Consider the following 26,126-nt stretch of genomic DNA (forward strand, 5'->3'; position numbering starts at 1 on the left):
AACCTTTCCACGGCACTGTGAGAGCTCGTGAAAGGGGGGCGGCATGCTGCTGCGACTGAGGGTGTCCCTGCCGGACCGGCCGGGCGGGCTCGGCCGGGTGGCCAAGGCACTGGGCACGCTCGGAGCCGACATCCTGCAGGTCACCGTGCTCGAACGGGAGGCCGGGCGGGCCGTGGACGACTTCACCGTCTCCTGGCCGGGGCCGGTGACCCCGGCCGAGGCCGGCGAGCGGCTCTCGGTGGTGCCCGGCGTGCGCGTCGAAGGGGTGTGGACCACCAAGGAGGTGCCGGGATCGGCGCTCGACTACGACCTGCTCTCGCACGTCGTGGCCGAGCCGGGCCGCGGCCTCGCCACCCTGGTGGACGCGCTGCCGGGGCTGTGCGGGGCGGAGTGGTCGCTGGCCGTGGCGGACGGCGCGGTGCGGCACGCCTCGCTGGCCGCCCCCGACACCTTCGAGCTGCCGGCGCCGCCTCCCCGTGCCGTCGCCATGGACGCCCGCGAGCTGCGGCTGATGCTGCTGCCGGTGCTGGAGCACGGCATGCACCTGGTCGTGGCGCGCGCCGCCGGAGGGCCGGTCTTCCACCGCGCGGAGATCGAACGCGCCGTCCGCATCGTGGACGTCGTCGCCAAGCTCGCTGCCCGGACCGTCTCGTAGGACATTGACCCGGTAAGTGCCACCTTATTAACGTGAGCTGCCTGATCAGCAAGCGGACCGGGGACGAGGCACATGGATTTCGAGCTGACCGACGAGCAGAAGGCGTTCCGGGAGACCCTGCGCGCGTTCGTGGACAAGGAGATCGTGCCGGTGGCCGTCGAGTGGGAGCACTCCGGCAGATACCCGGCCGAGATCATCGACAAGATGAAGCAGATGGGCCTGTTCGGCCTGTCCGTGCCCGAGGAGTACGGCGGCATGGGCGCCGACATGGTGTCGTTCGCGCTGGTCTTCGAGGAGATCGCGCGCGGCTGGATGGGCGTGGCCGGCACCATCGGCTCCCACTCGCTCGCCTGCTGGATGATCAACCGGCACGGCACCGAGGAGCAGCGGCGGCTCTACCTCAAGGACCTCGCCACCGGCGCCCGGCGCACCGCGATCGCCCTCACCGAGCCCGGCGCCGGCACCGACCTGCAGGGCATCCAGACCCGCGCGGTCCGCGACGGCGACCACTACTTGGTGACCGGCACCAAGACCTGGATCACCAACGCCCGCCACGCCGACCCGCTGCCCGTCCTCGTCAAGACCTCGATCACCGAACCCGCCCACAAGGGCATGTCGGTGCTGCTCGTGGACCCGTCGTCGCCCGGCTTCAGCGTCAGCCGCGACCTGCCGAAGCTCGGCTACAAGGGCACCGAGACCTGCGAGGTCGTGCTCGACGAGGTACGGGTGCCGGTCTCCGCCCTGCTCGGCGGCGTCGAAGGACGCGGCATGCAGCAGGTGCTCGGCGGGCTGGAGATCGGCCGGGTCAACATCGCCGCCCGCGCCGTCGGCGTCGCGCAGGCCGCCTACGACGCCGCGCTCGGCTACGCCCGGCAGCGCACCGCGTTCGGGCAGCCCATCGCCGACTTCCAGGCCGTCCAGCTCAAGCTCGCCGACCTGGCCACCGAGATCCAGGCGGCGCGGCTGCTGACGTACTGGGCCGCGTCCCAGGCCGACAGTGGCAAGCGGGTGGACATGGAGGCCGGGATGGCGAAGTACTTCGCCTCCGAGGTGGCGCTGAAGGCGTCACTGGAGTCGATGCGCATCCACGGCGGCTACGGCTACTCGCAGGAGTTCGTGGTGGAGCGGCTCTACCGGGACGCGCCGCTGATGGCGATCGGCGAGGGCACCAACGACGTGCAGCGCCTGGTGATCGCCCGCGCGCTGGTGTCGGGCAAGGGCAGGATCGGCTGGTGAGCCTCGGTCGTGCCGGGGCCGGGTGCCTATCCTGGTGCCGAGCGACGACCTGCGCGAGCGAGGGATGCCATGGCGCACCAGCCGAACTCCGGCCATGACCACGGGCACGGGCATGGGCACGGCCACGGGCACGGGCTCAGGAGGCTGGCGAGGAGCATCGCGCACGTCGTGACGCCGCACAGCCACGACAGCGCCGACAAGACCGACACCGCCCTGGAGTCCAGCAGCCGCGGCATGCGGGTCCTCGCCGTCTCCTTCGCCGTGCTGATGGTCACCGCCGCCGTCCAGGCGGTCATCGTGGTGGCGTCCGGCTCGGTGGCGCTGCTCGGCGACACCCTGCACAACCTCGCCGACGCCCTCACCGCCGTCCCGCTGGCCATCGCGTTCTCGGTCGGCCGCCGCGCCGCCACCCGCCGCTTCACCTACGGCTACGGCCGCGCCGAGGACCTGGCGGGCATCGTCATCGTCGCGATCATCGCCGTCTCCGCCGCCCTCGCCGGGTACGAGGCCGTCCAGCGCCTGCTCCACCCCCAGGACATCCGCGCCGTCGGCTGGGTGGCCGCCGCCGCGGTGATCGGTTTCCTCGGCAACGAGTGGGTGGCCCGCTACCGGATCAGGGTCGGCAGGGAGATCGGCTCGGCCGCCCTGGTCGCCGACGGCCTGCACGCCAGGACCGACGGCTTCACCTCGCTCGCCGTGCTGCTCGGCGCGGGCGGCGCCGCGCTCGGCTTCCCGGTCGCCGACCCCATCGTCGGCCTGCTGATCACCGTCGCCATCTGCTTCGTCCTGCGCGACGCGGCCCGCGAGATCTACCACCGCCTCATGGACGCCGTGGACCCCGCGCTCGTGGACGCGGCGGAAGGCATCATCGCCGGGGTGCCCGGCGTGCGGCGGGTCGGCTCGGTGCGGCTGCGCTGGATCGGCCACGCCCTGCACGCCGAGGTGGAGATCCTGGTCGCCCATGACATGTCGGTCGTGGACGCGCACGCGGTGGCGGTCGAGGCCGAGCACCGCCTCATCCACGAGCTGCCCCGCCTGCGCGCCGCGACCGTCCACACCGACCCCTACGGCCCGGACGGCGCCGATCACCACGCCTCGCTCACCGCGCACCGGAGCGAGTGAGAAGAGGGGGCGGCATCACCGCCCGCCGTACGGGTAAGTTGGTGCGGGTGTCCGCAGCCACCGCTCCGCTCGTGCCCAGCGACCCCGGCAGCTCGGGCGGCCCGGCGGCCCCCGGCCCCGGCGCGCGGCTGGCCTGGCTCGACGCCCTGCGCGGCATCGGGGCGATGGCCGTGGTGGCCGAGCACCTGCTGCCGTGGTTCCTGCCGGGTCTGCGTCCCTTCTGGTTCAGTCTCGGCGTCTACGGCATCCTGGTGTTCTTCCTGGTCAGCGGCTACATCATCCCCACGTCGCTGGAGCGGCACGGCGACGTGCGGGCCTTCTGGATCAGCCGGTTCTTCCGCCTCTACCCGCTCTACCTGGCGGTGACCGCGCTCGTGCTGGCGCTCGCCTGGTGGGTGCCGGTGCGCGCCGAGGTGCCGCGCGACGGGAGCGCGGTCGCGGCGCACGCCACGATGCTGCTCGACGTGGTCGGCGTGGGCGGCGTGGCCGACACCATGTGGACGTTGTCGTACGAGATGGTGTTCTACCTCGTGGTCACCGCGTTGTTCCTGGTCGGCGCGCACCGGGGGAGCGGGACGCTCACGGTGGTGTTCGCCGTGGGGGCCGTGGCCGTGGGCCTGATGATCGGCGGGCCCATTCTGCGTGGCGGCTGGCCCGCGTACGTCACGGCCGTCGTGTTCGCGGCCGGGCTGGCGTGCGTGCTGTGGGGGCGGGCCCGTACGGCGGCGGCCTGCGTGCTCGGCGTGACCGCGCTGGCCGCGCTGGTGCTGAGCAGCCGCATCCCGTGGCTCGGCGTGGCCGTGGTGGCGGTCATGTTCGCGGGCACCGCGATCCGCCGCTGGGAGGAGGGCACGGGCCCGCTGTGGCCGGTGGCGGTGACCACGGCGCTGGTCGGGCTGGCGCCGCTGCGGGCGATCGAGACCGGCTGGTGGTGGGTGGAGGCCGACGTCTGGCTGACCACGATCGCGCTGGCGGGGGGCACGTTCGCGGCCGGGATGGCGCTGCGCGGGCGGCGGCTGCCCCGGGCGCTCGTCTGGCTGGGGCTGGTCAGCTACTCGCTCTACCTGGTCCATCATCCGCTGCTGAAGTACTTCACGCAGCTCACGGGCGATCTGCGGCACGCGGAGCCGGTGTGGCAGGTGGCGATGGCGGCGCTCGCCCTGGCGCTGGTGCTGGGGGCGAGCGCCCTCGCCTACCACTTCGTCGAACGGCCCGGTCAGGCGTGGGGCCGCCGGGTCGCGCGGGCCGTCTCAGGCGCCGGTCGCGGCGGGCTCAGGGGTGGCGGCCCCGGCGGGCGGGCCGGATAGAGCCGGTACGACGTGCGGATGGCGGGCCAGCGCCCGGGCCACCACCGGATCCTCGGCGACGAGGAAGGCCAGGTGCCTGATGGCGTGCGCGACCACGTTGGCGAGCGCGAGGCGCTCCGGCGACGGCGTCGCGGGCGCGGCTCCCCGGGCGATCTCCAGGACGGGCGCCCGTTCGGCGGGCAGCCAGGGGGCGGGATCGGGGCACACCGCGTACGTGAGCACGACCCGGCCGTCCGGCTCGTAGCGCCAGCTCGTGGAGTGCAGCACGACGCCGGGCTCGTCGCCGCGCACCCCGGCCAGCCGCCGCGCCGCCTCGTCGGGGGTCTCGCCGGCGCGCGGGCTGGTCGTGGCGTGCCGGTACGACCAGCGATTGTCGGTGCCCACGCGTAGCATGAGCGTCTCAACCGAGACCACGTGTCCTGCCGTCATCGCCACCAACTTACTGCAATCCATACGCAACTACGGGCAGCACGCAGGTGGCGTTCGCTCTTGAACCGCGCGGCGAGCCCGGCTGTAGTCGAAGGGCGGGCGACAGAGAGGGGCCGAACAACCATGCCAGGTGTGCTCGTGCTGATGGGGTCGGGCGAGACGAGCCCGACCATGGTCGAGGTCCACCGCGCCGCCACGCGGGAGCTGCGACCCGGGGCGCGGGCGGTGCTGCTCGACACCCCCTACGCCTTCCAGGAGAACCGCGCGGACATCTCCGCCCGCGCCCGCCGCTACTTCGCCCACAGCGTGGGGCTCCAGGTCGAGGTGGGGACAGGCATCGCGGGGGCCGACTGGGTGTTCTCGGGGCCGGGGAGCCCGACGTACGCGCTGGAGCGCTGGGCCGAGTCCGGCGTGGCAGGCGACCTGCGGGCACGGGTGCGCGCCCGGCAGGGCGTGACCGTGCTCGCCTCGGCGGCGGCCTGCACGGCGGGCCTGGCCACCGTCCCCGTCTACGAGATCTACAAGGTGGGCGCCGAGCCCCACTGGCGCGAGGGCATCGACCTGCTGGAGCCGCTCGGGCTGCAGGCCGTCCTCATCCCGCACTTCGACAACGCCGAGGGCGGCACCCACGACACCCGCTACTGCTACCTCGGCGAGCGGCGGCTGTCGCGGATGGAGCGCGAGCTGCCCGAGGGCACCGCGGTGCTCGGCCTCGACGAGCACACCGCGCTCGTCATCGACCTGGAGAGCGAGAGCGTGCGCGTCGCCGGGCGGGGCGGGCTCACCGTGCGCCTGCCGGGGTCGGCGGCGGTGCTGCCCGCGGGCACCCGCACCGACCTCGCCGGGCTTCGCCGGCTGGCCTCCGGCGCGGGCGGCGCCCCGTTGCCGCCGTCCCCGGCGGAGCGGGCCGCCGCGCCCGCCGAGGTGACGCTGGAGGAGACCATCCGCGCCGGCGAGGAGCGCTTCCGGGCTGCGGAGGCGGAGCCCGACCTCGTGGCGGCCGCGCAGGCGGTCCTCGATCTGGAGGCCGAGATCGTCAAGTGGGCCGCCGACACCGAGGAGGACGCCGGCGGCGTCGAGCAGGCGCGCGAGCTGATGCGGCTGCTCATCGCCCGCCTCGGCGAGCTCGCCGCCGACTCCGGCCGCTGCTCGGCGAGCCTCGGCCACCTGGTGGATTCGCTGCTCGCGCTCCGCGCCACGCTGCGCCGCCAGGGCAGCTACGACATCGCCGACGCACTCCGCGAAGCGATGCGAGCCGGCGGCGTCCAGATCGAGGACACCCCGGACGGCCCTCGCTGGAGTCTGTGACCAGGCGGACTCGGCGGCGAAGCGGGTCGAGCCGGGCATCGTCGGGCTTGACCCCTGACGGCCCCCGCTGGAGTTTCTGAACCGGCGGTGTCAGTGGCGGGATGGGTCGATGCGGGCACCGTCGGGCGTGCAGATACAGGACACCCCCGACGGCCCCCGGTGGAGTCTCTGACCCGGCGGCGTCAGCGGCGGGGTGGGTCGATGCGGGCGCCGTCCGGTTTGAAGATCATGATGCGGGAGAGGTCCACCGCGACCTTGGCGGCGTCGCCCGCGCGCCAGACCGGGCGGTTGCCGAGGCGGACGACGAGGTCCGCGCGGCGGTGGATGCCGCTGCCCGCGGCTCCGACGCGCTCCTGCTCCTGGGGCTCCGCCTCCTGGGCGGGGGCGAACATGCGGCGCATCAGGCCCGACAGCCCGCCTCCGCCGTTCTTGGCGCCGTGGGCCCGCCGCTGCCTGGGGTCCGGCGGCTCGGGCACGGGCACGGCGGGCATGCCGCACTCCAGGTACGCCATCCACTCGTGCCCGTGATACTCCAGCGTCCGCACCCGCCCGAAGAACGACGGCCCCTCGTACGACTCCGGCACCGGCGCGAGCCCGTCGGGCCGCATGCCGACCAGGACGTGCCCGCCGGTGTGCTGCGAGATGGCGTACGCCCTGGGATCGCTCCAGGGCATGGTGAGCCGGTGCGGGCCGAAGTCGAGCAGCACGTACTGGTTCTGCGGCGTCCTGACAGTGGCCGCCAACAGGTTCAACTGCTGGGAGTTGAGGAAGGCGGCCACGAAGGCGGTGGCTGGATCGTTGTAAATCTGGGCCGGGGTGCCGACGTCCTGGAGGACCCCGCGATTCAGTATCGCGATGCGGTCGGCCAGCGTCAGGGCCTCCACCTGGTCGTGGGTCACGTAGATGGTGGTGACGCCGAGCGACCTGACCAGCGCGGAGATCTCCATGCGCAGCTCGGTGCGCATGCCGGCGTCCAGGTTGGACAGCGGCTCGTCCATGAGGAACAACTTCGGCTGCCGGACGATCGCCCGGCCCATCGCCACGCGCTGCCGCTGGCCGCCGGACAGGGTGCCGGGGCGGCGGTCCAGCGTCTCGTCGATGTGCAGCACCTTCGACAGCTCCGTCACGCGCTCGCGCACGAGAGCCGGGTCGGACTTGGCGATCTCCAAGGGGAAGGCGATGTTGCCGCGTACGGTGCGGTGCGGGTAGAGGGCGCCGTTCTGGAAGACCATGGCGACGTCGCGGTCGCGCGGCGGCAGGTGGTTGGCGAGCTCGCCGTCCAGCCACAGATCACCTTCGGTGATGCCTTCCAGGCCGGCGATCATCCGTAACAACGTCGACTTGCCGCAGCCGGAAGGGCCCAGGAGGACGAGGAACTCACCGTCTTCAGCCCGTAAGCTCAGCCGGTCGACGGCCAGGTAGTCGCCCGGATACACCTTGGTCACGCTGTCGAGAACGACCGAGCTCATGGGCCTGCACCTTGCGCGCGTGTCACCTGTGACGAGACGGATTGATGAGGTAGTACATCGCGCCTTAACGCTAGATGTCCACCCTTGACATAAAGAATCTCCATCCACGCCGTTTCGGCCGGGAGTTTTGGGCGACCGAAGACTGATATTTCCGGATTGCCGATGCCTGCAAAGGAGTTGCGTAAAGTTGCAGAAACGGCTTTCATGGTCGGGACGCAGGGGGGAGGCCGGCTCATGCCCGCCTCGGGTGTCCCCCGGAGCAGCGGATTCGGCGGCAGGGTGGAAAGTAAAGTAGCTCACATGAATGGTCACGCTCGCCTTGCCGACATCGCCGCCCAGGCCGGGGTGAGCGAGGCCACCGTCAGCCGGGTGCTCAACGGCAAGCCAGGGGTCTCCGCGACCACCCGCCAGGCGGTCATGACCGCGCTCGACCTCATGGGCTACGAACGCCCGCCCCGCCTGCGCCAGCGCAGCAACGGGCTGGTCGGCCTGGTGACGCCCGAGCTGGACAACCCGATCTTCCCGGCGTTCGCGCAGGCCATCGAGAAGGCGCTGACCCAGCACGGCTACACGCCGGTGCTGTGCACCCAGCTCCCCGGCGGCGCGCCCGAGGACGAGTTCACCGAGCTGCTGGTCGACCGCGGGGTGAGCGGCATCGTGTTCGTCTCCGGGCTGCACGCCGACACCACCGCCAGGATGGATCGCTACACCCGCCTCACCGACCGCGGCCTGCCGATCGTGCTGGTCGACGGCTACAGCGAGCACATCGACGCGCCCTTCATCTCGCCCGACGACCGCATGGCGGTCCGGCTGTCCGTGCAGCACCTGGTCGACCTCGGGCACGAGCGCATCGGGCTGGCGCTCGGCCCGCGCAGGTTCGTGCCGGTCATCAGGAAGATCGAGGGATTCAAGCAGACGATGGCCCAGCTCCTCGGCGTGACCGACGTCGACGACCTGATCGCGCACTCGCTGTTCTCGGTGGAGGGCGGCCAGGCGGCGGCCGCGCAGCTGCTGGCGCGCGGCTGCACCGGCATCGTGTGCGCCAGCGACCTCATGGCGCTGGGCGCGATCCGCGCCTGCAGGGAGAAGGGCCTGGCGGTGCCCGGCGAGGTGTCGGTGGTCGGGTTCGACGACTCGCCGCTCATCGCGTTCACCGACCCGCCGTTGACGACGGTGCGCAAACCGATAGGAGCGATGGCCTCGGCGGCGGTGCAGACGCTGCTGGAGGAGGTCAACGGCGCGCCCGCCAAGCACGTCGAGCTGATCTTCCAGCCCGAGCTCGTCGTCCGCGGCTCCACCGGCTCCGGCCCGCTGGTCAATCGATGACGCGCGACGTCCTCGTCCTCGGCGGCGCCGGTGTCGACACCACCGTCTACGTCCCTGAGCTGCCGCTTCCCTACCGCGACACCTACCAGGTGCCGCCGGTCGTCGACCGCATCGGCAACACCGGGGCGGGCGTGGCGCTCGGCTGTCACGCCCTCGGCCTCGACGTCGCCTTCGCCGACCTGATCGGCGACGACCCGCAGGGCGCGCTGATCCGCCACGCGCTGCGCGAGCTCGCCTGCTCCTACGGCCCGGCCGAGGCCGGCACCCGCAGGAGCGTGCTGCTCGTCGGCCCCGACGGCCGGCGCACCTCCTTCTTCGACCCCAAGGCCACGCCGGGGGAGCGCCTGCCGAAGGAGACCTACGCCGGCGTACGCGCCCGCCACGTGCACGTCTCCATCACCGACTTCTGCCGCCACGTCTACGACGACCTCCACAGGGTGCCGATCTCCACCGACCTGCACGACTGGAACGGCGCCGACGACTACCACAAGGACTTCGCCCTCCGCTCCGACCTGGTGTTCCTGTCGGCCGTGGCGCTGCCCGACCCGGCCGCGGCGATGCGCGTCATCCTGGCCGGGGGCCGCGCCCACACCGTGGTCTGCACCCGCGGCGCCGACGGCTGCCTCGTGCTGACCCGCGACTCCGGCGAGGTCCGGGCGTTCCCCGCCGAGCCGCTGCCGGGGCCGGTCGCCGACAGCAACGGCGCGGGCGACGCGTTCGTCTCCGGCTTCCTGTACGGCACGCTGCGCGGCCGGCCGCTGGAGGAGTGCGTCAGGCTCGGGGCCGTCGCGGGGGCGCACGCGTGCTCCGTACCCGGCACCCACGAGTCGCCGATCACCGAGAAACTGCTGCTGGAGCGGGCGGCGGCGACGGGCTCGCGTCCGGGTCAGTCGAGCTCGCGCCAGGCCCTGCCGACGAACGGCGGCAGCGAGATCAGCGCGTAGACGCAGGTGAAGGCGAGCAGGGCGGCGCGGAGCCCGGCCAGCTCGGTCAGCGCCCCGGCGAGCAGCCCGCCCACCGGCATGGCCGCGTAGGCGGCGGCGGTCATGGCCCCGATCACCCGGGCCCGCAGCACGGGCGGGATCCGGTCGTACTGCAGCACGCCCAGGATGGGGTTGATCGCGCCCGCGGCGAAGCCCGAGGCCAGCGCCACCCCGACGGCGACGGGGAACGGCACGTCGAAGGCCAGTACCAGCACCCGGGGCACCCCGGCCAGCAGGAACGCCAGCCCGTACGTCAGCCGGCGCGGCAGCCGGTCGCCGGCGGCGGCGTAGGCGACGGTCCCGGCCAGCGCGCCCGCCGCCACCGACCCGGCCAGCAGGCCGAACGCGCGCGGATCGCCCGCCACGTCCCTGGCGTACAGGGCCAGCAGCACCTGCGTGACGCCCGTGTCCAGCATGTTCACCACCACGAGCATCCCGGTGGCGCTGAGCTGCAGCCGGTCACGCCACAGGAAGGCGAGCCCGGCGCGCAGCCCCCGCAGGTACCTCTCCCCGCCGCCGGGCCGCGCCTGATCGCCGGCCCGCGGCAGCGTGCCCACCAGGGCCGCCGACAGCAGGAACGTGACGCCGTCCACGACGAGCAGCGCGTGCGTGCCGAGCCAGACGATCAGCACCCCGGCCAGCGGCGCGCCCACCATCGCGGCCCCGCGGTAGACCCCGTCGTAGGCCGCCGCCGCCCGCTCGATCCGCACCTGGCCCAGCGCCGCCAGCTCCGGCAGCATCGCCTTGCGCGCGGTCTCGCCCGGCGTGGCCGCCAGCCAGCGCAGGAACAGCAGCGCCAGCAGCAGTGGGTATGACAGCCCTGAGCCCTGTGCCAGCAGCGGCACGGCCAGCACGACCAGCCCGCTGATCAGGTCCGACACCATGCTCGACCGGTGGAACCCCAGCCGGTCCACCAGCGTCCCTCCGAACGCCGCCGCGACGACCACGGGCAGCGTGGCTGAGAACGCCGCCAGGCCGGTGAGCGCCGCGCTGCCCGTGGTCTCCAGCACGAACCACGGCACGGCGAGGACGCACAGCATGGTCCCGGTGACGGAGAGGGCGTTGGCGGCCAGCAGGATGATGAATGGACGCCTCACGCGCTCTAGCCCCGTTCCCGACCCGGAAGTTGCTCAGGGTAGACGGGTGACGGAGGGATCTGGATGACAGCATTACCCGATTGGGCAAAAGTGATTTCGTACTACGATTGGGACGCATGATGCACCGGTCACCCGTGCGGGCCCAGCTGTGAGCGTCGTGGTCTGCGGCGAGGCGATGCTGCTCATGCTGGCCGAACCCGGCATCCCCCTGGAGCGTGCCACCTCCTTCCGCCGCTCGATCGCCGGCGCCGAGTCCAACGTCGCCGCCGGGCTGGCCAGGCTCGGCCACGAGACCCGCTGGCTCGGCCGGGTCGGAGCGGACCCGGCCGGCAGATCGGTGCTGGCCATGCTGCGCGCCGAGGGCATCGACACCCGGCACGCCGTCGTCGACCCGGACGCCCCCACCGGGCTGCTGCTGCGCGACAGCCATCCGGCCAGGGCCATCGACGTCGCCTACTACCGCGGCGGCTCGGCCGCCTCCCGCCTCGCCCCCGGCGAGCTGACGCCCGGGATGGTAAGCGGTGCCCAGCTCGTCCACGTCACCGGCATCACGCCGATGTTGTCCGACACGGCGCACCTGGCCACGCTCCGCCTGCTCGACCTGGCCCGCGAGGCGGGCGCGACGGTCTCCTTCGACCCGAACGTACGCCTCAAGCTCGGCCCGCCCGAGCGGTGGCGCGAACGCGTCGCGCCGCTCATGGCCCGCGCCGACGTGGTCCTCGCCGGCGAGGACGAGCTGGAGCTGCTCGGCGTGGACCCCGCAGGGCTGCCCGGACTGACCGTGATCAAGCACCGCGACAAGTCGGCGAGCTGCGCCGGGCTGCGGCAGGAGGCGTTCCCGGTGCCCGTCACCGATCCGGTGGGGGCCGGGGACGCGTTCGCGGCCGGGTTCCTGTCGGGGCTGCTGCGCGGGGAGCCGTACGAGGTGTGCCTGCGCGAGGCGGCGGCCGTGGCCGCGCTGGTCGTGCAGTGCGCCGACGACAACTCCGGGCTGCCCGACCGGGCCGGCCTGGACCGGGCGCTGGCCGCGTTCGCCTCCTCGGGCGAGACCGTGCACCGCTGAGCCCGTACGACTAGGAGGTATTCCGATGACCGTCGCCGTCCACGTCGGCCCCGAGCCCGTGCCCGCCCTCGTCGAGGCCGTCCGCCGCGGCGGCGGGCGCGTCGTGCCGCTGGAGGAGGCCGAGGCGCTCGTCTACTACGGCAGCGGCGACCCCGGCGAGCTGCGCGGCATGATCGGCGAGCGGATCCGCTGGGTGCAACTGCCGAGCGCGGGCGTCGAACGCATGGCCGCCGCCGGGGTGATCACCGACGAGCCGGTCTTCACCGCCGCCACCGGCTCGTACGGCCCCCAGGTCGCCGAGCACACACTCGCGCTCATGCTGGCCGCCGCCCGCGGGCTGCCCCGGTACGCCAGGGCCACGACCTGGAGCCCGAAGGGCTCGGCGGTGTTCGCCGGCTCGACCGTCGCCGTCGTCGGCCACGGCGGCATCGGGCGGGCGCTCGTGCCGCTGCTGGAGCCGTTCGGCTGCCCGGTGATCGCCGTCACCGACCGCGGCGACGCGCCCGGCGCGGCCCGGATCCTGCCCCGCGACCGCTTCCGCGAGGCGCTGCCCGAGGCCGACTACGTCGTGGTCGCCGCGCCGCTCACGCCCCGCACCCGCGGCATGTTCGGGGCCCGCGAGTTCGCGCTCATGCGCCCCGGCGCCTGGCTGGTGAACGTCGCCCGCGGCGGCCTCGTCGTCACCGCCGACCTGGTGGCCGCGCTCCGCGAGGGCCGCATCGGCGGGGCCGCCCTCGACGTCACCGACCCCGAGCCGCTCCCCGACGGGCACCCGCTCTGGACGATGGACAACGTCCTCATCACGCCGCACAGCGCGAACCCGCCCGCCGCCTACTGGCGTGGCCTGGCCGAGCGGGTCGAGGACAACGTGCGCCGCTTCGCCGAAGGCGCCCCTCTGGAGGGCCGGGTCTCCCCGTCCGAGGGCTTCTGACCAGCTCCGGACGCCCGGCGGCCCGGCGGCTCAGACGAGCGTGATGCGGGCGCCGGAGCTGAGGCCCGAGTCGTGGACCTCCAGGCCGACGGGCTTGCTCTTCTTCGGCAGGTCGAACACCAGCGTCCCGGTGAACGCCCCGCCCGACTCGATCCGGATCGGGGTGATCTCCTTGCCGGCGGCGTCGAGCAACCTGACCCCGCCGTGCACCTCGTCGTCCTCGCCGACCAGCTTCTGCTGGCCCGGATAGAGGACGCGGGCGTCGGGGCCCACGTTGTCCACCTGGACACCGACCCGGCAGGTGCGCTTCGTGGCGGCCTTCGCCGGTTTCTGGCACGTCGTGCCGGTCACGGAGAAGCGCAGCTTGCCGTCCTGCACCTGACCGTCGGCGCCGGCATCCGGGCCGCCGCGGAACAGCCACGCGAGGGCGGCCAGGATCAGCACCGCCAGGACGGCCGCCACCACCAGCGCGGTCAGGCAGCCGGTGGCGACACTCCGCTTCCTGCGGGGCGGCGGATATCCCGGCAACGGCCCCTGCCCGGTGGTCGCGTGACGCGGCAGCGGCCCCTGGTTGCCGCGCGGATGACGGGGGAGCGGCATCTGCCCGGTCTGATGCGGCGGCACCATCCCGCCCGGCACCGGCCCCGTCCGGTCAACCCGCGGCATGGGCCCCGTGTGCTCGACATGCGGCACGGGTCCGGTGCGGTCGGCGTGCGGCACCGGCCCCGTACGGTCGGGGTGCGGCAGCTGGCCGCTGTAGTCGGCAAGCGGCACCGGTCCGGTGCGATCCGGGTGCGGCGGCGGGGCACTGTGGCCCGGCGCGGGCGGCATCGGACCCCGCCGACTGCCCTGTCCCTGCCCGTGCCCCGAGGCATGCGGCGGCACCATGCCGGGCACCGGCCCGCTCCGCTCAGCCGGCGGCACCGGCGGCACGGGTGCCCCAGGGTGCGCGGAAACCCCAGGTTGTGGGGAGGACGCCGGGTGCGCGGCCGGGCCCGCCGGCGCGGGGGACCCGGGATGCGCGGACGCTCCGGGCGGCACGGCGGCGCCGGGATGTGGCGAACCCCCGGGCGGCACCTGCTGCATCGGCGCCCCCTGCGGCGGAACCCCTTGCACCGGGGCCCCTTGCGCCGGGGCTCCCTGCACTGGGGCTCCCTGCGGCGGGATCTGGGCGTTCTGAGGGATCGGGGCGCCCTGAGGAGGCACGTGCGGCCCCCGGCTGCTCCCGGGGGTGGGCCCCGTGCGCTCGGCGGGCGGCGGTTGCATGCCAGGGGTGGGCCCGGTGCGTTCCACGGGCGGCACCCCGTGCTGCGACGGCCCCGTGCGCTCGGCCGGCGGCACAGCGCCGGGTCCCTGCGAGCCGGGCCCTTGCACACCGGGCCCTTGCACGCCGTGTCCCTGAGGTCCGGGGGGCCGGGTGAGGGGGGCGAACTCCGAGGCGTTCCAGGCGTTCGTCAGGTGCTTGGTGGCCGCGAGCTGGGCGGCGGGCTCGTCGGAGGCCTCCACCAGCTCCAGCAGCAACTGCCGCGCCGTCGGCCGCCGCGACGGGTCGGGGTGGATGGCCGCCGCCACCAGCCGGTCGAGCGGCGCGGGCAGCCCCCGCAGGTCGGGCGGCGCCGTACGGGCCCGCGCCGCCATGACGTAGGCGTCCCCCTCGCCGAACGGATGCCCGCCCAGCCCCGCGTACGCGATCAGCGACCCCCACGCGAACACGTCGCCCGCCGGGCTGGTGCGGCCCTCGAAGACCTGCTCGGGAGCGATCCACCCGGGCGTGCCCATGACCATGCCGGCGTTGGTGTGCCGGGCGTTGACGTGCGTCGAGCGGGCCAGCCCGAAGTCGATGACCCGCGGCCCGGCCAGCGTCAGCATGACGTTGGCCGGCTTGAGGTCGCGGTGCACGAGCCCGGCCGCGTGGATGGCGGTCAGCGCGGCGGCGACGCCGACGGCGGCGGCATGGAGCACCGACGGCGACAGCGCGCCGTGCTCGATGAGGTGGTCCTCCAGCGAGATGCCGTCGATGTACTCGGTGACGAGGTAGAGCACGCCGCGGTCCTCGCCGTGGTCGAGCACCCGCGCCGTGCAGAACGAGGCCACCTTGCGCGCGTTGGACACCTCTTCGTGGAAGCGCGCCCGGTAGACCGGGTCGGCGGTGTAGTCGCGCCGGATGGCTTTGAGCGCCACCCTGGAGCCGTCGGCGGCCTTGGCGAGGTAGACGACTCCCATGCCGCCGGTGCCGAGACGGCTGACCAGCTCGTAGGAACCGATCGCCGGCGGGTCTTCCGGCTTCAGCGGAGTGCCTGCGGAGCGCCCCAAAGTCGCCGTCCTCTCGCCGTGGTCATCCCGTCCCAAACCGAACCGAACCTCCGCCCGGCATGCCGTTTCGTACCCCAGACTCTAACGGAGGAAGGGGCCCTCCGTAGGCCACTGGCGCTGAGCAGGCATGGCCTCAGGAACGCCCGGGCTTGCGGCGCGCCTGGCGCATCCGCACGCGCAGCCGGGCGGGGTCGGCGGTGTGGGGGATCGGGCGGTGCGGGGACAACAGCCGCCCGATCGGCTTGGGTTTGGCCTCCCGCAGCACGGCGGCCAGGAACGCGGTGCCGACGGCCAGCGTCAGGTGCATGGCGTCGCAGCCGGGACGGGCCCACCACTCGTCGGCGGCGGTGCCGTTCAGCCAGATCTCCGGCGCGAAGGAGTCGGCGTACGGCAGCCGCGCGCTGCGCTGGTGCACCGCCAGCGGGACGAGCACGGGGGTGCCGGCGGGCAGGGTGGCGCCGTACCAGTGGGTCTCGGCGGCGGTGACCCGGGACAGCGCCGGCACCGGCGGCCACAGCCGCAGCGCCTCGCGCAGGCAGGCCCGCAGATGCTCGGGGTCGGCGCGGGCCGCCTTGCGGTGCGCCGGGTGCGTGGACAGCAGCGCGAGCGTCTGCATCAGCGCGGCCGAGACGACGCCGAGCCCCATCAGCCAGTAGGCGGCCTGCATGAGCCCCCGCGACTCGGCCTCGCCGGGGGTCTCGGCGATCAGCCCGGCGAGGCTGCCGGGCTCGGCCCGTCGCAGATGGTCGAGGATGCGGGTGTCGTAGCGGCCGGACAGCAGCTCCCTGCGCCGCCTGGCACGCCGCCGGCCGGCCCGCGTGAGGCGGGTCAGCAGCCGGGTCAGCTCCTCGTCGCCGGCCGCGCCGTCGCCGTAGACGCAGCGGCGGGCCACGCGCTGCCAGCGCGCGTCGAGCCGGTCGAAGTCCACCACGCCGCTGGTCAGCTCGGCGGCCTCGGCGCGGGCGATCTCGATGAACGCCGGGCGCAGCACGTCGGCGGGCAGCCCGAAGGGGCGCTCCTGCATGCAGGCCTCCAGCCCGGCCTCGACGCCGGCGGCGTAGACGTCGCGCTCCTCGGTCAGCACGCGCAGCGCGTCGCGCCGGGACAGCACCAGCAGGGCGGGGCCGCGCCGGCCGCGGACGAGCACGGGGCGGCCGCCGTAGCGGGACTCCAGGGTGGCCAGCAGGGGACGGGCTCGCAGCGGGTCGCGTCCGGGAAGCGTGTGGGGCGCCCACGGCGGGACGAGCGCGGCCGAGAGCCGCAGGCTCTGCAGCGCGCCCGCCCTGGGCAGCCCCCTAGGCACGCGCGCACTCCCGCCCAGTGGAACGTTCCACCGGCGCCCGCGGGTCCGGGGCCGTGCGGGCCCGAGCCCAGCGGACCGCGGGCGCCTCCGGGGTGGCCGGAGCGGGAAGGAGGTCCATGCCGCTCATGTGATCGCGCCGCCCGGCTCGCCCGCAACGCGGGGTTTCGGTCAGTGGAACGCTTCCGGCCGCGGGGCCCCGCGGCGTTCCGGTCATCGGGACGTCTGCTCGCCGAGCAGCGCCGCCGAGATGGCCTGCGCCGCCCCGCGCACCGCGATGGCGAGCCGCCCCAGGGGCACGCCGTACGCGGGCGCGGCCACGCCCACGGCCATGCGGATCCGCCCGCCCGGCGACCCGAACGCCGGCCCGAAGATCGGTGCGGCCACGCACGACACGCCCTCGGCGAACTCCTCCCGCGCGTACGCCACCCCGTGCCGCCGCACCTGGGCCAGCTCCCGCTCCAGCCCAGCCAGCGTGGTGATCGTGCGGCCGGTCAGCCGGTCGAACGCGCCGCGCGCCAGGAACTCCTGCCGCAGCCCGGCGTCGAAGGCGAGCAGCGTCTTGCCGGTCGCCGTGCAGTGCAGCGGCGCGCGGTCCGTGGCGTCGGAGGGGGAGGCGACCCGGTCGTGGCCGTACAGCCGCTCGACGTAGCGGGCCTCCAGGCCGGAGGGCACCGCCAGGTTCACCGTCTGCCGGGTGGTCTCGTACAGGTAGAGCAGGTACGGCAGCACCGCCCGCCGCGCGCCCGGACCGCGTTCCGGCCCGCCCGCGAGCACCTCCAGCAGGTCGCCGGGCAGGTAGCCGGTGCCCGCCCGCCTGGCCAGCCCCCGCCCGCACAGCACGCCGAGTATGCGGTGGGCGGTGGACTTGGGCAGCCCGGTGCTGCGGCAGAGCTGCGCGAGGCTGACCGGCCGCGGCGCCCCGCTCAGCGCGAGGAGGATGTCGATCCCCCTCTCCAGGCTCCCCGGCTGCGACACCGGGCGGTCGTCGGCGAGCGGTGGCTCCTGGCCGGCCGTTTGCGTGAGCATGAATGTCCCTTCGCTCTCCGCGAGCAAGAGGGGGCTTCCCCGAGACTGCGGCTTGACCTTTCTTGGCCTACCCCGGTGGCCGCGTCTCCAAATACCCAGGTCAGCGTAATTTGATGAGCTCGGCGTAGACGCCCTCCACCCGCGCGAGGACGGCCGCGCCGCGCGCCCGGCCGGCGATCAGCACTACGTACGGCACGCCACGCGGACCAGGTGGGCGAGCGCCCGGGAGCGGCTGTGCGGCGGCCAGGCGATCACCGTCGTCACGGGCGGCGCGTCCACCACGGGGACGGTGGCGAGGTCCGGGCGCAGGTCCGCCCGGCAGGACTCGGGCAGGATCACGCTCGCGCGGGCGAGCGCGACCATCTGGAGCAGCTGCGTCAGGCTCCGCACCTCGGGGCCGGGCCCCTCGGGGTAGGAGCCGTCCGGCCCCGGCCAGCGCGCCTGCGGCAGCCCCGGCAGCGCGGCGACCTCCGCCGTCATGAGCCGGGGCCGGGCGGTCAGCGGATGCCCGGCGGGCAGGACCGCGACCTGTCCCTCGGTGCACAGCGTCTCGGTGTCGAACCCCGCGGTCGCGTCGAAGGGCAGGTGCAGCAGCGCCGCGTCGGCCTCGCCGTCGCGCAGGAGGCGCTGCTGCTGCTGGGACTCGCACAGCAGCAGGTCGACGGTGGCCGCGCCGGGCTCGGCGGCGTAGGCGTCGAGCAGCTTCGCCAGCAGCTCCCCGGACGCGCCCGCTTTGGTGGCGAGGACCAGGCGCGGCTCGTCCGCCGCCTCCCTGGCCCGGCGCTCGGCGGCCGACAGCGCGGCGAGGACCGTCCGGCCCTCGGCCAGGAGCACCGACCCGGCGGGAGTGAGCGTGACCTTGCGGCTCGACCGCTCCAGCAGCTTCACCCCGAGCCGCCGTTCGAGCCGCATGACGGCACGTGACAGCGGCGGCTGGGCGATCCCCAGGCGTTCGGCGGCCCGGCCGAAGTGCAGCTCCTCGGCGACGGCGACGAAATAACGCAGCTCCCGCGTCTCCACGTCCCCAGGCTATCCGGGCGATCGATACCCGTGAGGTATCGCTGCCGTACTCGGTCGGTGTTGGCCCGACGCCCGGCCGGCGGCCACGATCGGAGCCATGACCGAACAGACGATCGCGCTGGTCACCGGCGCCAACAAAGGAATCGGGTACGAGATCGCGGCCGGCCTCGGCGCGCTGGGATGGAGCGTCGGCGTCGGCGCCCGCGACGAGCGGCGGCGGGAGGAGGCCGTGGCGAAACTGCGCGCGGACGGCGCGGACGCCTTCGGCGTGCCGCTCGACGTGACCGACGACGCGAGCGTGGGGGCCGCCGCCCGGCTGCTGGAGGAGCGCGCCGGCCGGCTCGACGTGCTGGTCAACAACGCCGGCATCACCGGCGGCCCGCAGCAGCGGCCCACCGAGCTCGACACCGCCACCGTGCGGGCGGCCCTGGAGACGAACGTCATCGGCGTCATCAGGGTCATCAACGCGATGCTGCCGCTGCTGCGCCGCTCGGCCGCGCCACGCATCGTCAACCTGTCCAGCCACGTCGCGTCCCTGACCCTGCAGACCACGCCCGGCGTGGAACTCGGGCCGATCAGCGGGGCGTACGTGCCGTCGAAGACGATGCTCAACGCCGTCACCGTCCAGTACGCCAAAGAGCTGGCCGGGACCGGCATCCTCATCAACAACGCCTGCCCCGGCTACGTGGCGACCGACCTCAACGCCTTCCACGGGACCGCGACGGCGCGGGAGGGCGCGGCCGCCGCCATCCGGCTGGCCACGCTGCCGGCCGACGGGCCGACCGGCGGCCTGTTCGACGACGCCGGCGTGGTGCCCTGGTGACCGGCTCTGCCGGTACGCGTTCGAGCCGCCTGCCGAGCACTTCGTCGGACGCGGAGGCGGCGGTGCCGGCGGGTCAGGGGCGCAGGGCGGCGGCCTCCGCGGCGAGCTTCTCGATGCGGGCCCAGTCGCCGGCGGCCAGGGCGTCGGCCGGGGTGAGCCAGGTGCCGCCGACGCAGCCGACGTTCGGCAGCGCCAGGTAGTCGGCGGCGGTCGTGGCGCGGATGCCGCCGGTCGGGCAAAAGCGCACGTCGGGGATCGGCCCCGACAGGGCCTTCAGGTACGGCACGCCGCCCGCCGCCTCCGCGGGGAAGAACTTCAGCTCCTTGATCCCGCGTTCGGCCAGCGCCATGACCTCCGACACGGTGGCCGCCCCGGGCAGGTACGGCACCCCGCTCGCCTCCAGCGCCTCGACCAGCGACGGCGTGGTCCCGGGCGAGACCAGGAAACGGGCCCCGGCCGCGGCCGACGCGGCGATGTCCTCGGCGGTGCGTACGGTGCCCGCGCCCACCGTGGCCTCCGGCACCTCGGCGGCGATGCGCGCGATGGCCTCGCGGGCGGCCGGGGTGCGCAGGGTCACCTCGATGGCCGGCAGGCCGCCGGCGACCAGCGCCCGGGCCAGCGGCACGGCGGTCGCGGCGTCGTCGATCACCACGACGGGGATCACGGGGGCCAGATCGAGCAAGCTCATGCGTCTTCTCTCCTCATCGGCCCGCCGGCGGCGGGCCGCGTCAGTTCACGGACGGACCGGCGGTCGTCCTCAGGTCAAGGGACGGACCGGCGGTCGTCCTCAGGTCAAGGGACGGGCCGGTGGCCGTCCTCAGCTCACCAGCTCCCGGCGGGCGCGCTGGCTCAGCCAGGCCGCCGCGCCGGTCAGCGCGGGCTGCGGGGCGACGATGAGCGACGTCCCGATGCCCTCCAGATATGCCGACATGTCGGGGTTGGAGGTGAAGCGTGCGCGGAAGCCGCTGGCCCGCACCCGCTCCACGATCCTGGGCAGCACCCCGCCGCCCAGGTAGACCCCGCCCCGCGCGCCCAGCGTCAGCGCGACGTTCCCCGCGAAGCTGCCCAGCAGGCCGCAGAACACCTCCACCGTCTCCGCGCACAGCGAGTCGTCCAGCCTGGCCACGATGTCGGCGGCGGACAGCTCGGGCGCGCTCACGCCGTTGACCTCGGCCAGCGCCCGGTGCAGCCGGACCAGACCGGGCCCGGACAGCACATGCTCGGCCACCACGTGCGGCAGCCCCCGCGCCCGCAGGACCCGGACGATCTCCAGCTCCCGCTCGTCCACGACCGGCACGGTGACGTGGCCGCCCTCGCCGGGGACGGGCGTCCAGCCGTGCTCCGTCGGCACCAGGGCGCTCACGCCGAGCCCCGTGCCGGGGCCGAGCACGGCCTTGACGCCGTGCGCGGGCTCCGGCCCGCCGAGCGGCACCAGGTCGTCGCCGCCCAGGTGCGGCAGCGACAGGGCCAGCGCCTCGAAGTCGTTGAGCAGCCTGGCGTAGGGGACGCCGAGGTCGCGTACGGACCCGGCCCAGGCCGAGTTCGTCAGCTGGTAGCGGTCGCCGTCGATCGGTCCCGCGAGGGCCAGGCAGGCCGCCCCCGGCCGCGCGCCGCCCGCGTGCTGCCCGAGGTAGGCGGTCACGGCATCGGGCAGGGTGGGGTGGTCGGCCCCGGCCAGGACCGCGACGTGCGACGGCGGCTCGTCCAGCGAGGTGACCAGCCCGAACCGGGCGTTGGTCCCCCCGACGTCGGCGACGAGCCAGGGAAGGTCAAAGGCACTCACCGCGCACCTCCGGTGGTCAGGGCGGCGTCAAGATCGCTCGCCATCCTCCGAAGGATGCCATGGACGCTCACGGAGTCCCAGAGGGGATCGTGAGCACGTTCCGGGTGATGAGCGGTCATTGTCCGCCAAGCGGACATATAGCACCGTACCGTCATATAACACGTCACCGTGGCAGTCCGGCCGGACGAGCCCCGACCGAGACGCCCGTCTCCAGGTGGGAAGCCCCCGCCTCGGCGGGGAAGCCCAGCCCCGGGCCGTGGTGCGGCGACTCGGCGCCGCTCACGCCGAAGATCCCCGCGCCCTGCTCGGCGTGGCCGGCCATCCGGCGGAACGCGGCGAACAGCTCCCGCCCGGTGCCCACCCACTGCGCGTCGCTCAGCGGCCGGCCCTCGGGCGCGCGCCGGGTCAGCTCCTCGGCCGGCACCAGCAGCTCCAGCGTCCCGGCCGCAGAGTCCAGGCGGATCACGTCGCCCTCGCGCACCAGCGCGATCGGGCCGCCGTCGGCCGCCTCGGGCGACAGGTGGATGGCGGCGGGGACCTTGCCCGACGCGCCCGACATGCGGCCGTCGGTGACGATCGCCACCCGCTGGCCGCGGTCCAGCAGCACCGCCAGCGGCGGGGTCAGCTTGTGCAGCTCCGGCATGCCGTTCGCGCTCGGCCCCTGATAGCGGATGACCGCCACGAAGTCCTGCCCGTCCAGCTCGCCCGCCTCGAACGCCTTCAGCAGGTCGAGCTGGTCGTCGAAGACCTTGGCCGGCGCCTCGATCACCAGGTGCTCGGGCTTGACCGCCGACACCTTGCTGACCGCCCGGCCCAGGTTGCCCTCGACCATGTGGATGCCGCCGTCCGCCGAGAACGGCTCCGCGACCGGCCGCAGCACGTCGAGGTCCTTGCTGCCGCCGGTGACCGGCGACCACACCAGCTCGCCGTCCACCAGCTCGGGGGCCTCGCGGTAACGGTCCAGGCCGGGACCGGCCACCGTCATGACGTCGCCGTGCAGCAGGCCCGCGTCCAGCAGGTCGCCGATGAGCACCTGCATGCCGCCGGCCTCGCGGAAGTGGTTCACGTCGGCCTGGCCGTTGGGGTAGATCTTGGTGAGCGACGGCACGACCTCGGACAGGCGGGCGAGGTCGTCCCAGGTCAGGACGATCCCCGCGGCGGCCGCCATGGCGACCAGGTGCAGCGTGTGGTTGGTGGAGCCGCCGGTGGCCAGCAGCGCCACGCAGGCGTTGACGAGGCTCCGCTCGTCCACCAGCTCGCCGATCGGGGTGTACTCCGCGCCGTGCGCGGTGATCTCCACCGCCCGCCGCCCGGCCGCCCGGGTCAGCGCGTGGCGCAGCTCGGTGTGCGGGTTGACGAACGTCGAGCCCGGCAGGTGCAGGCCCATGACCTCCATCAGCGCCTGGTTGGAGTTGGCGGTGCCGTAGAAGGTGCAGGTGCCGGGGGAGTGGTACGACTTCGCCTCGGCGTCCAGCAGCTCGTCCCGGCCGACCTTGCCCTCGGCGAAGAGCTGGCGGGTGCGCGCCTTGACCTTGTTCGGCAGGCCGGAGGTCATCGGCCCGGCCGGCACGAAGATCGCCGGCAGGTGCCCGAAGTGCAGCGCCCCGATGAACAGGCCCGGCACGATCTTGTCGCACACGCCCAGCAGCAGCGAGGAGTCGAACATGTCGTGCGAGAGCGCGATCGCCGTCGCCATGGCGATCACGTCGCGGCTGTAGAGCGACAGCTCCATGCCGGGACGGCCCTGCGTGATGCCGTCGCACATGGCGGGCACGCCGCCCGCGACCTGCGCCACGCCGCCCGCCTGGCGCACCGCCGCCTTCAGCTCGGGCGGGTAGGTCTCGTACGGCTGGTGCGCGGAGAGCATGTCGTTGTAGCTGGTCACGATGGCCACGCCCGGCTTGGCCGAGCCGCGCAGCGCCGGCTTGTCCGCCTCCGGCGCGGCGGCGAAGCCGTGGGCCAGGTTGGCGCAGCCGAGGTGGGCGCGGGCCGGGCCCTTGGCGCGCGCCGCCTCGCCGTCGCGGCGGATCCGCGCCAGGTAGTTCGCCCGGCTGGCGGCGCTGCGCTCGGCGATGCGGTCGGTGACCTCACGGATGACGGGATTCATGGCGGGGTTCACAGTTCCTCCTCGTGCCACGCGCGACCGCTGCGGCCGAGCAGTTCGTGGGCTCCGGCGGGGCCGGTCGTGCCGGCGGGATAGGGCTCGGGCAGGGCGGGGGTGGCCCGCCAGGCGTCCAGGATCGGATCGATCCAACGCCAGGCGGCCTCGACCTCGTCACGCCGCATGAACAGGGTGGGGTTGCCGGCCAGCACGTCGGTCAGCAGCCGCTCGTACGCCTCGGGCACCCGGGCGGTGAACGTCTTGCCGAAGCTCAGCGACATCGGCACCGGCTTCAGCGTCACCTCGCCCGCGCCCGGCTCCTTGGCCATGAGGTGCAGCTCGATGCCCTCCTCCGGCTGCAGGCGCAGCACCAGGCGGTTCGGGCTGCCGCCGGGGAAGATGGAGTGCGGCACGTCCTTGAACTGCACCACGATCTCCGAGCGCCGGTACGGCATGCGCTTGCCGGTGCGCAGGTAGAACGGCACCCCGGCCCAGCGCCAGTTCCTGATCTCGGCCCGGATCGCGGTGAAGGTCTCCACCCGCCGCGAGGACTCCGTGGGTGGCGTCGAGCCGGGCTCGTCGAGGTAGCCGGGCATGTCGCCGGCGCCGACGTACTGGCCGCGCACGGTGAACCGGTCGGCCTCGGTGCCCGTGATGGGCCGCAGCGCCTGCAGCACCTTGACCTTCTCGTCGCGGATGGCCTCGCGGTCGTTCTGCGCGGGCGGCTCCATCGCGGTGAGCGTGAGGAGCTGGAGCAGGTGGTTCTGCACCATGTCGCGCAGCGCGCCCGCGTGGTCGTAGTAGCCGCGCCGGCCCGGCGTGCCGACGGTCTCGGCGGCGGTGATCTGGACGTGGTCGATCCAGAGGGAGTTCCAGATCGGCTCAAGGAAGGCGTTGGCGAACCGCAGGACCAGCAGGTTCTGGACGGTCTCCTTGCCCAGGTAGTGGTCGATGCGGAAGATCTGGCGCTCGTCGAAGATGGCGCCGACCTCGTCGTTGATGCGCTGCGCGCTCGGCAGGTCGTGGCCGAGCGGCTTCTCCAGCACCACGCGCGAGCGCGGCGTCACCAGGCCGGCCTCGGCGAGCTCGCGGCAGAAGGGGCCGAACGTGCGGGGCGGGCTGGCGAGGTAGAACACCCGGTCGCGGTCCTCGTGAGGGGCGAGCAGTTCGGCCAGGTGCTGCCAGCCGGGGTGGTTCGCGGCGCCGACGTCCACCGACACGTGGTGCAGCCGGCCCAGGAAACGCTGCCAGACGGCGGGGTCGTCCACCGGGACGGAGTCGCGTACCTCGGCGTCCACCTTGCCGCGGAAGTCGGCGTCGGCGAGCCCGCCACGGGACATGGCGATCACGCGGGTCTCGGGGGAGAGCCGGCCGTCCCGGTCGCAGTGGTACAGGGCGGGCAGCAGCTTGCGCATGGACAGGTCGCCGGTGCCACCGAAGACGACGAGGTCAGCGGTGTGGACGGGGCCTGCTGCGGGAGGGGTGGACACGGTGTCGAGCTCCGAAGATCTTCCAATGCGAGGACACAACGGACACTAACGAGAGTTTGGGTTGTGCACAAGCAGAGTTTTGGCATCTGAGATGAAAAAGTCTGGAGTTTTCATTACACAAGCGGGTGTGATTCACTTGGCCGATGTCCCGTCGTACCGCCGCGAACCTCGCCACGAGCGGCGAGGTGCTGCGCCTCATCCGCACCGGTGAGGCCGTGACGCGGGCCGACCTCGGCCGCGTCACCGGCCTGTCGCGCCCCGCGGTGCAGCTGCGCGTCGCCGAGCTGCTCGAACGCGGCCTGGTCGTGGAGCGCACCGACGCTCCCTCGACCGGCGGCCGGCCGCCCGTCCGGCTGGAGTTCAACGCCGGGGGCGGCCTGGTGCTGGTGGCCGCGCTCGGCGCGACCCGCACCCGCGTCGCCGTCTGCGACCTGGCCGGGCGCGAGCTGGACGGCCGCGAGTTCCAGGTGGACGTCGAGGAGGGCCCCGGCGTCGTGCTGCCGCTGCTCATGGACACCTGGGACGACCTGCTCGGCGACCGCCCGCGCGAGATGATCCGGGGCGTGGGCATGGGCGTGCCGGCGACGGTCGAGTTCGCGCAGGGCCGCACCGAGAGCGCCCGCGTGATGGCCTCGTGGACCGGCGTGGTGATCCCGCCGGTCATCCAGGCCCGCTTCCCCGTCCCCGTGCTGGTCGACAACGACGTCAACGTGCTGGCCATCGGCGAGCACCGCGGCCTCTACCCCGACGTCGGCGACCTGATGTTCGTGAAGGTGTCCACGCGGATCGGCGCGGGCGTGATCGCCGGCGGCGGCATCCTGCGCGGCGCGCTCGGCGCGGCCGGCGAGATCGGCCACATCCCCGTGCTCGACGGCGGCGGCGTGCTGTGCCGCTGCGGCAACACCGACTGCGTCGACTCCGTGGCCAGCGGCACCGCGCTGCTGCGCGAGCTGCGCGCGGCCGGCAAGGACGTCAGGACCATCACCGACGTCATCGCGCTGGTCCGCGCCGGCGACGCCGAGACCATGGCCATGGTGCGCACGGCCGGCCGCCGCATCGGCGAGGTGCTGGCCGGCGCGGTCAACATTCTCAACCCGTCGATCGTGGTGCTCGGCGGCGACGTGGCCGAGGCGTTCGGGCCGCTGGTGTCGAGCATCCGCGAGGTCGTCTACCGCCGCTCCACGGCGCTCGCCACCCGGCGGCTGCGCATCGAGCCGAGCAGGATGGGCGCGCAGGCGGGCATCAGCGGGTGCGCGGTGATGGTGCTCGACCACGTGCTGGCGCCCGAGGCCGTGGACGAGACCATGACGGTCACCGCCCTGCGCCGCCAGCCGGTCTGAC

General features: G+C 74.0%; 22 protein-coding genes. 11 read left to right on the plus strand and 11 right to left on the minus strand.

Annotated features, from left to right (window positions below):
* Positions 1-43 precede the first annotated feature (43 nt).
* From SMD20_RS06110 to SMD20_RS06125, 4 genes are all read left to right on the plus strand, one after another.
* Positions 44-655: an amino acid-binding protein gene (locus tag SMD20_RS06110; protein ID WP_329575991.1), complete on the plus strand. Its 612-nt coding sequence runs from the start codon at positions 44-46 to the stop codon at positions 653-655.
* A gap of 72 nt (positions 656-727) precedes the next feature.
* Positions 728-1,891, plus strand: a complete 1,164-nt coding sequence (locus SMD20_RS06115; protein WP_329575994.1) for an acyl-CoA dehydrogenase family protein — start codon at positions 728-730, stop codon at positions 1,889-1,891.
* A gap of 69 nt (positions 1,892-1,960) precedes the next feature.
* Positions 1,961-3,013, plus strand: coding sequence for a cation diffusion facilitator family transporter (locus SMD20_RS06120; protein ID WP_329575997.1), 1,053 nt, complete (start codon positions 1,961-1,963; stop codon positions 3,011-3,013).
* 47 nt (positions 3,014-3,060) lie between these two features.
* Positions 3,061-4,320 carry an acyltransferase family protein gene (locus tag SMD20_RS06125; RefSeq protein WP_329575999.1) on the plus strand — a complete coding sequence of 420 codons (1,260 nt, stop codon included), beginning with the start codon at positions 3,061-3,063 and terminating at the stop codon, positions 4,318-4,320.
* Here SMD20_RS06125 and SMD20_RS06130 read toward each other — a convergent pair.
* The gene (locus tag SMD20_RS06130; protein ID WP_329576001.1) at positions 4,264-4,749 is read right to left on the minus strand and encodes a hypothetical protein; all 486 of its coding nucleotides are present in this window, start codon (positions 4,747-4,749) and stop codon (positions 4,264-4,266) included. The genes SMD20_RS06125 and SMD20_RS06130 overlap by 57 nt on opposite strands.
* 123 nt (positions 4,750-4,872) lie before the next feature.
* On the opposite strand from SMD20_RS06130, the gene SMD20_RS06135 reads away from it, so the two are divergent.
* The gene (locus SMD20_RS06135) at positions 4,873-6,057 is read left to right on the plus strand and encodes a hypothetical protein (RefSeq protein WP_329576003.1); all 1,185 of its coding nucleotides are present in this window, start codon (positions 4,873-4,875) and stop codon (positions 6,055-6,057) included.
* A gap of 182 nt (positions 6,058-6,239) precedes the next feature.
* Here the strand turns inward: SMD20_RS06135 and SMD20_RS06140 are convergent, their stop codons facing one another.
* Positions 6,240-7,526 carry an ABC transporter ATP-binding protein gene (locus SMD20_RS06140; RefSeq protein WP_329576006.1) on the minus strand — a complete coding sequence of 429 codons (1,287 nt, stop codon included), beginning with the start codon at positions 7,524-7,526 and terminating at the stop codon, positions 6,240-6,242.
* A gap of 300 nt (positions 7,527-7,826) precedes the next feature.
* Here SMD20_RS06140 and SMD20_RS06145 point away from each other — a divergent pair, with 300 nt between their 5' ends.
* Entirely contained in the window at positions 7,827-8,852 is a 1,026-nt protein-coding gene (locus tag SMD20_RS06145; RefSeq protein ID WP_329576010.1) for a LacI family DNA-binding transcriptional regulator, read from the plus strand.
* A complete protein-coding gene (locus SMD20_RS06150) occupies positions 8,849-9,796 on the plus strand; it encodes a carbohydrate kinase family protein (protein WP_329576013.1) in 948 nt (315 codons plus the stop codon). The genes SMD20_RS06145 and SMD20_RS06150 overlap by 4 nt, the downstream gene beginning before the upstream one ends.
* Here the strand turns inward: SMD20_RS06150 and SMD20_RS06155 are convergent.
* Complete coding sequence (locus SMD20_RS06155) at positions 9,739-10,932, minus strand: MFS transporter (protein WP_329576016.1); 1,194 nt, start codon at positions 10,930-10,932, stop codon at positions 9,739-9,741. The genes SMD20_RS06150 and SMD20_RS06155 overlap by 58 nt on opposite strands.
* Positions 10,933-11,080: 148 nt before the next feature.
* Here SMD20_RS06155 and SMD20_RS06160 point away from each other — a divergent pair, with 148 nt between their 5' ends.
* Together SMD20_RS06160 and SMD20_RS06165 are read left to right on the plus strand one after the other, a co-directional pair.
* Entirely contained in the window at positions 11,081-11,995 is a 915-nt protein-coding gene (locus SMD20_RS06160) for a sugar kinase (RefSeq protein WP_329576019.1), read from the plus strand.
* 25 nt (positions 11,996-12,020) lie between these two features.
* Positions 12,021-12,926, plus strand: a complete 906-nt coding sequence (locus tag SMD20_RS06165) for a D-isomer specific 2-hydroxyacid dehydrogenase family protein (RefSeq protein WP_329576022.1) — start codon at positions 12,021-12,023, stop codon at positions 12,924-12,926.
* A gap of 30 nt (positions 12,927-12,956) precedes the next feature.
* On the opposite strand, the gene SMD20_RS06170 is transcribed toward SMD20_RS06165, so the two are convergent.
* From SMD20_RS06170 to SMD20_RS06185, 4 genes are all read right to left on the minus strand, one after another.
* Positions 12,957-15,239, minus strand: coding sequence for a protein kinase domain-containing protein (locus tag SMD20_RS06170; protein ID WP_329576026.1), 2,283 nt, complete (start codon positions 15,237-15,239; stop codon positions 12,957-12,959).
* Between the two features lie 133 nt (positions 15,240-15,372).
* Positions 15,373-16,542, minus strand: coding sequence for a cytochrome P450 (locus SMD20_RS06175; RefSeq protein ID WP_329576030.1), 1,170 nt, complete (start codon positions 16,540-16,542; stop codon positions 15,373-15,375).
* Positions 16,543-16,752: 210 nt separating this feature from the next.
* Complete coding sequence (locus tag SMD20_RS06180; protein ID WP_329576033.1) at positions 16,753-17,568, minus strand: IclR family transcriptional regulator; 816 nt, start codon at positions 17,566-17,568, stop codon at positions 16,753-16,755.
* Between the two features lie 183 nt (positions 17,569-17,751).
* Positions 17,752-18,588 carry a LysR family transcriptional regulator gene (locus SMD20_RS06185; RefSeq protein ID WP_329576036.1) on the minus strand — a complete coding sequence of 279 codons (837 nt, stop codon included), beginning with the start codon at positions 18,586-18,588 and terminating at the stop codon, positions 17,752-17,754.
* A 97-nt stretch (positions 18,589-18,685) separates the two neighbouring features.
* On the opposite strand from SMD20_RS06185, the gene SMD20_RS06190 reads away from it, so the two are divergent.
* Entirely contained in the window at positions 18,686-19,411 is a 726-nt protein-coding gene (locus SMD20_RS06190; RefSeq protein ID WP_329576039.1) for an SDR family NAD(P)-dependent oxidoreductase, read from the plus strand.
* A 73-nt stretch (positions 19,412-19,484) separates the two neighbouring features.
* Here SMD20_RS06190 and eda read toward each other — a convergent pair whose 3' ends face one another.
* The 4 genes from eda to zwf form a co-directional block, all read right to left on the minus strand.
* Positions 19,485-20,099 carry a bifunctional 4-hydroxy-2-oxoglutarate aldolase/2-dehydro-3-deoxy-phosphogluconate aldolase gene (gene eda, locus SMD20_RS06195; protein ID WP_329576042.1) on the minus strand — a complete coding sequence of 205 codons (615 nt, stop codon included), beginning with the start codon at positions 20,097-20,099 and terminating at the stop codon, positions 19,485-19,487.
* Positions 20,100-20,228: 129 nt separating this feature from the next.
* Positions 20,229-21,194, minus strand: coding sequence for a glucokinase (gene glk, locus SMD20_RS06200; protein WP_329576045.1), 966 nt, complete (start codon positions 21,192-21,194; stop codon positions 20,229-20,231).
* 163 nt (positions 21,195-21,357) lie between these two features.
* The gene (gene edd, locus SMD20_RS06205; protein WP_329592452.1) at positions 21,358-23,301 is read right to left on the minus strand and encodes a phosphogluconate dehydratase; all 1,944 of its coding nucleotides are present in this window, start codon (positions 23,299-23,301) and stop codon (positions 21,358-21,360) included.
* Positions 23,302-23,309: 8 nt separating this feature from the next.
* Complete coding sequence (zwf, locus tag SMD20_RS06210; protein ID WP_329576048.1) at positions 23,310-24,785, minus strand: glucose-6-phosphate dehydrogenase; 1,476 nt, start codon at positions 24,783-24,785, stop codon at positions 23,310-23,312.
* 143 nt (positions 24,786-24,928) lie between these two features.
* Between zwf and SMD20_RS06215 the strand changes: the two genes are divergently transcribed.
* Positions 24,929-26,125 carry an ROK family transcriptional regulator gene (locus tag SMD20_RS06215; protein ID WP_329576051.1) on the plus strand — a complete coding sequence of 399 codons (1,197 nt, stop codon included), beginning with the start codon at positions 24,929-24,931 and terminating at the stop codon, positions 26,123-26,125.
* The last annotated feature ends 1 nt before the right edge of the window (position 26,126 follow it).

This window comes from Nonomuraea sp. LP-02, from assembly GCF_036289125.1.
Classification (GTDB): domain Bacteria; phylum Actinomycetota; class Actinomycetes; order Streptosporangiales; family Streptosporangiaceae; genus Nonomuraea; species Nonomuraea bangladeshensis.

Excerpts from the sequence above, each read along its gene's own strand:
- SMD20_RS06110 (WP_329575991.1), top strand. The coding sequence starts at position 44 with ATGCTGCTGCGACTGAGGGTGTCCCTGCCGGACCGGCCGGGCGGGCTC.
- SMD20_RS06115 (WP_329575994.1), top strand. The coding sequence starts at position 728 with ATGGATTTCGAGCTGACCGACGAGCAGAAGGCGTTCCGGGAGACCCTG.
- SMD20_RS06120 (WP_329575997.1), top strand. The coding sequence starts at position 1,961 with ATGGCGCACCAGCCGAACTCCGGCCATGACCACGGGCACGGGCATGGG.
- SMD20_RS06130 (WP_329576001.1), bottom strand. The coding sequence starts at position 4,749 with ATGACGGCAGGACACGTGGTCTCGGTTGAGACGCTCATGCTACGCGTG.
- SMD20_RS06135 (WP_329576003.1), top strand. The coding sequence starts at position 4,873 with ATGCCAGGTGTGCTCGTGCTGATGGGGTCGGGCGAGACGAGCCCGACC.
- SMD20_RS06140 (WP_329576006.1), bottom strand. The coding sequence starts at position 7,526 with ATGAGCTCGGTCGTTCTCGACAGCGTGACCAAGGTGTATCCGGGCGAC.
- SMD20_RS06145 (WP_329576010.1), top strand. The coding sequence starts at position 7,827 with ATGAATGGTCACGCTCGCCTTGCCGACATCGCCGCCCAGGCCGGGGTG.
- SMD20_RS06150 (WP_329576013.1), top strand. The coding sequence starts at position 8,849 with ATGACGCGCGACGTCCTCGTCCTCGGCGGCGCCGGTGTCGACACCACC.
- SMD20_RS06165 (WP_329576022.1), top strand. The coding sequence starts at position 12,021 with ATGACCGTCGCCGTCCACGTCGGCCCCGAGCCCGTGCCCGCCCTCGTC.
- SMD20_RS06180 (WP_329576033.1), bottom strand. The coding sequence starts at position 17,568 with ATGCTCACGCAAACGGCCGGCCAGGAGCCACCGCTCGCCGACGACCGC.
- SMD20_RS06190 (WP_329576039.1), top strand. The coding sequence starts at position 18,686 with ATGACCGAACAGACGATCGCGCTGGTCACCGGCGCCAACAAAGGAATC.
- eda (WP_329576042.1), bottom strand. The coding sequence starts at position 20,099 with ATGAGCTTGCTCGATCTGGCCCCCGTGATCCCCGTCGTGGTGATCGAC.
- edd (WP_329592452.1), bottom strand. The coding sequence starts at position 23,301 with ATGAATCCCGTCATCCGTGAGGTCACCGACCGCATCGCCGAGCGCAGC.
- SMD20_RS06215 (WP_329576051.1), top strand. The coding sequence starts at position 24,929 with ATGTCCCGTCGTACCGCCGCGAACCTCGCCACGAGCGGCGAGGTGCTG.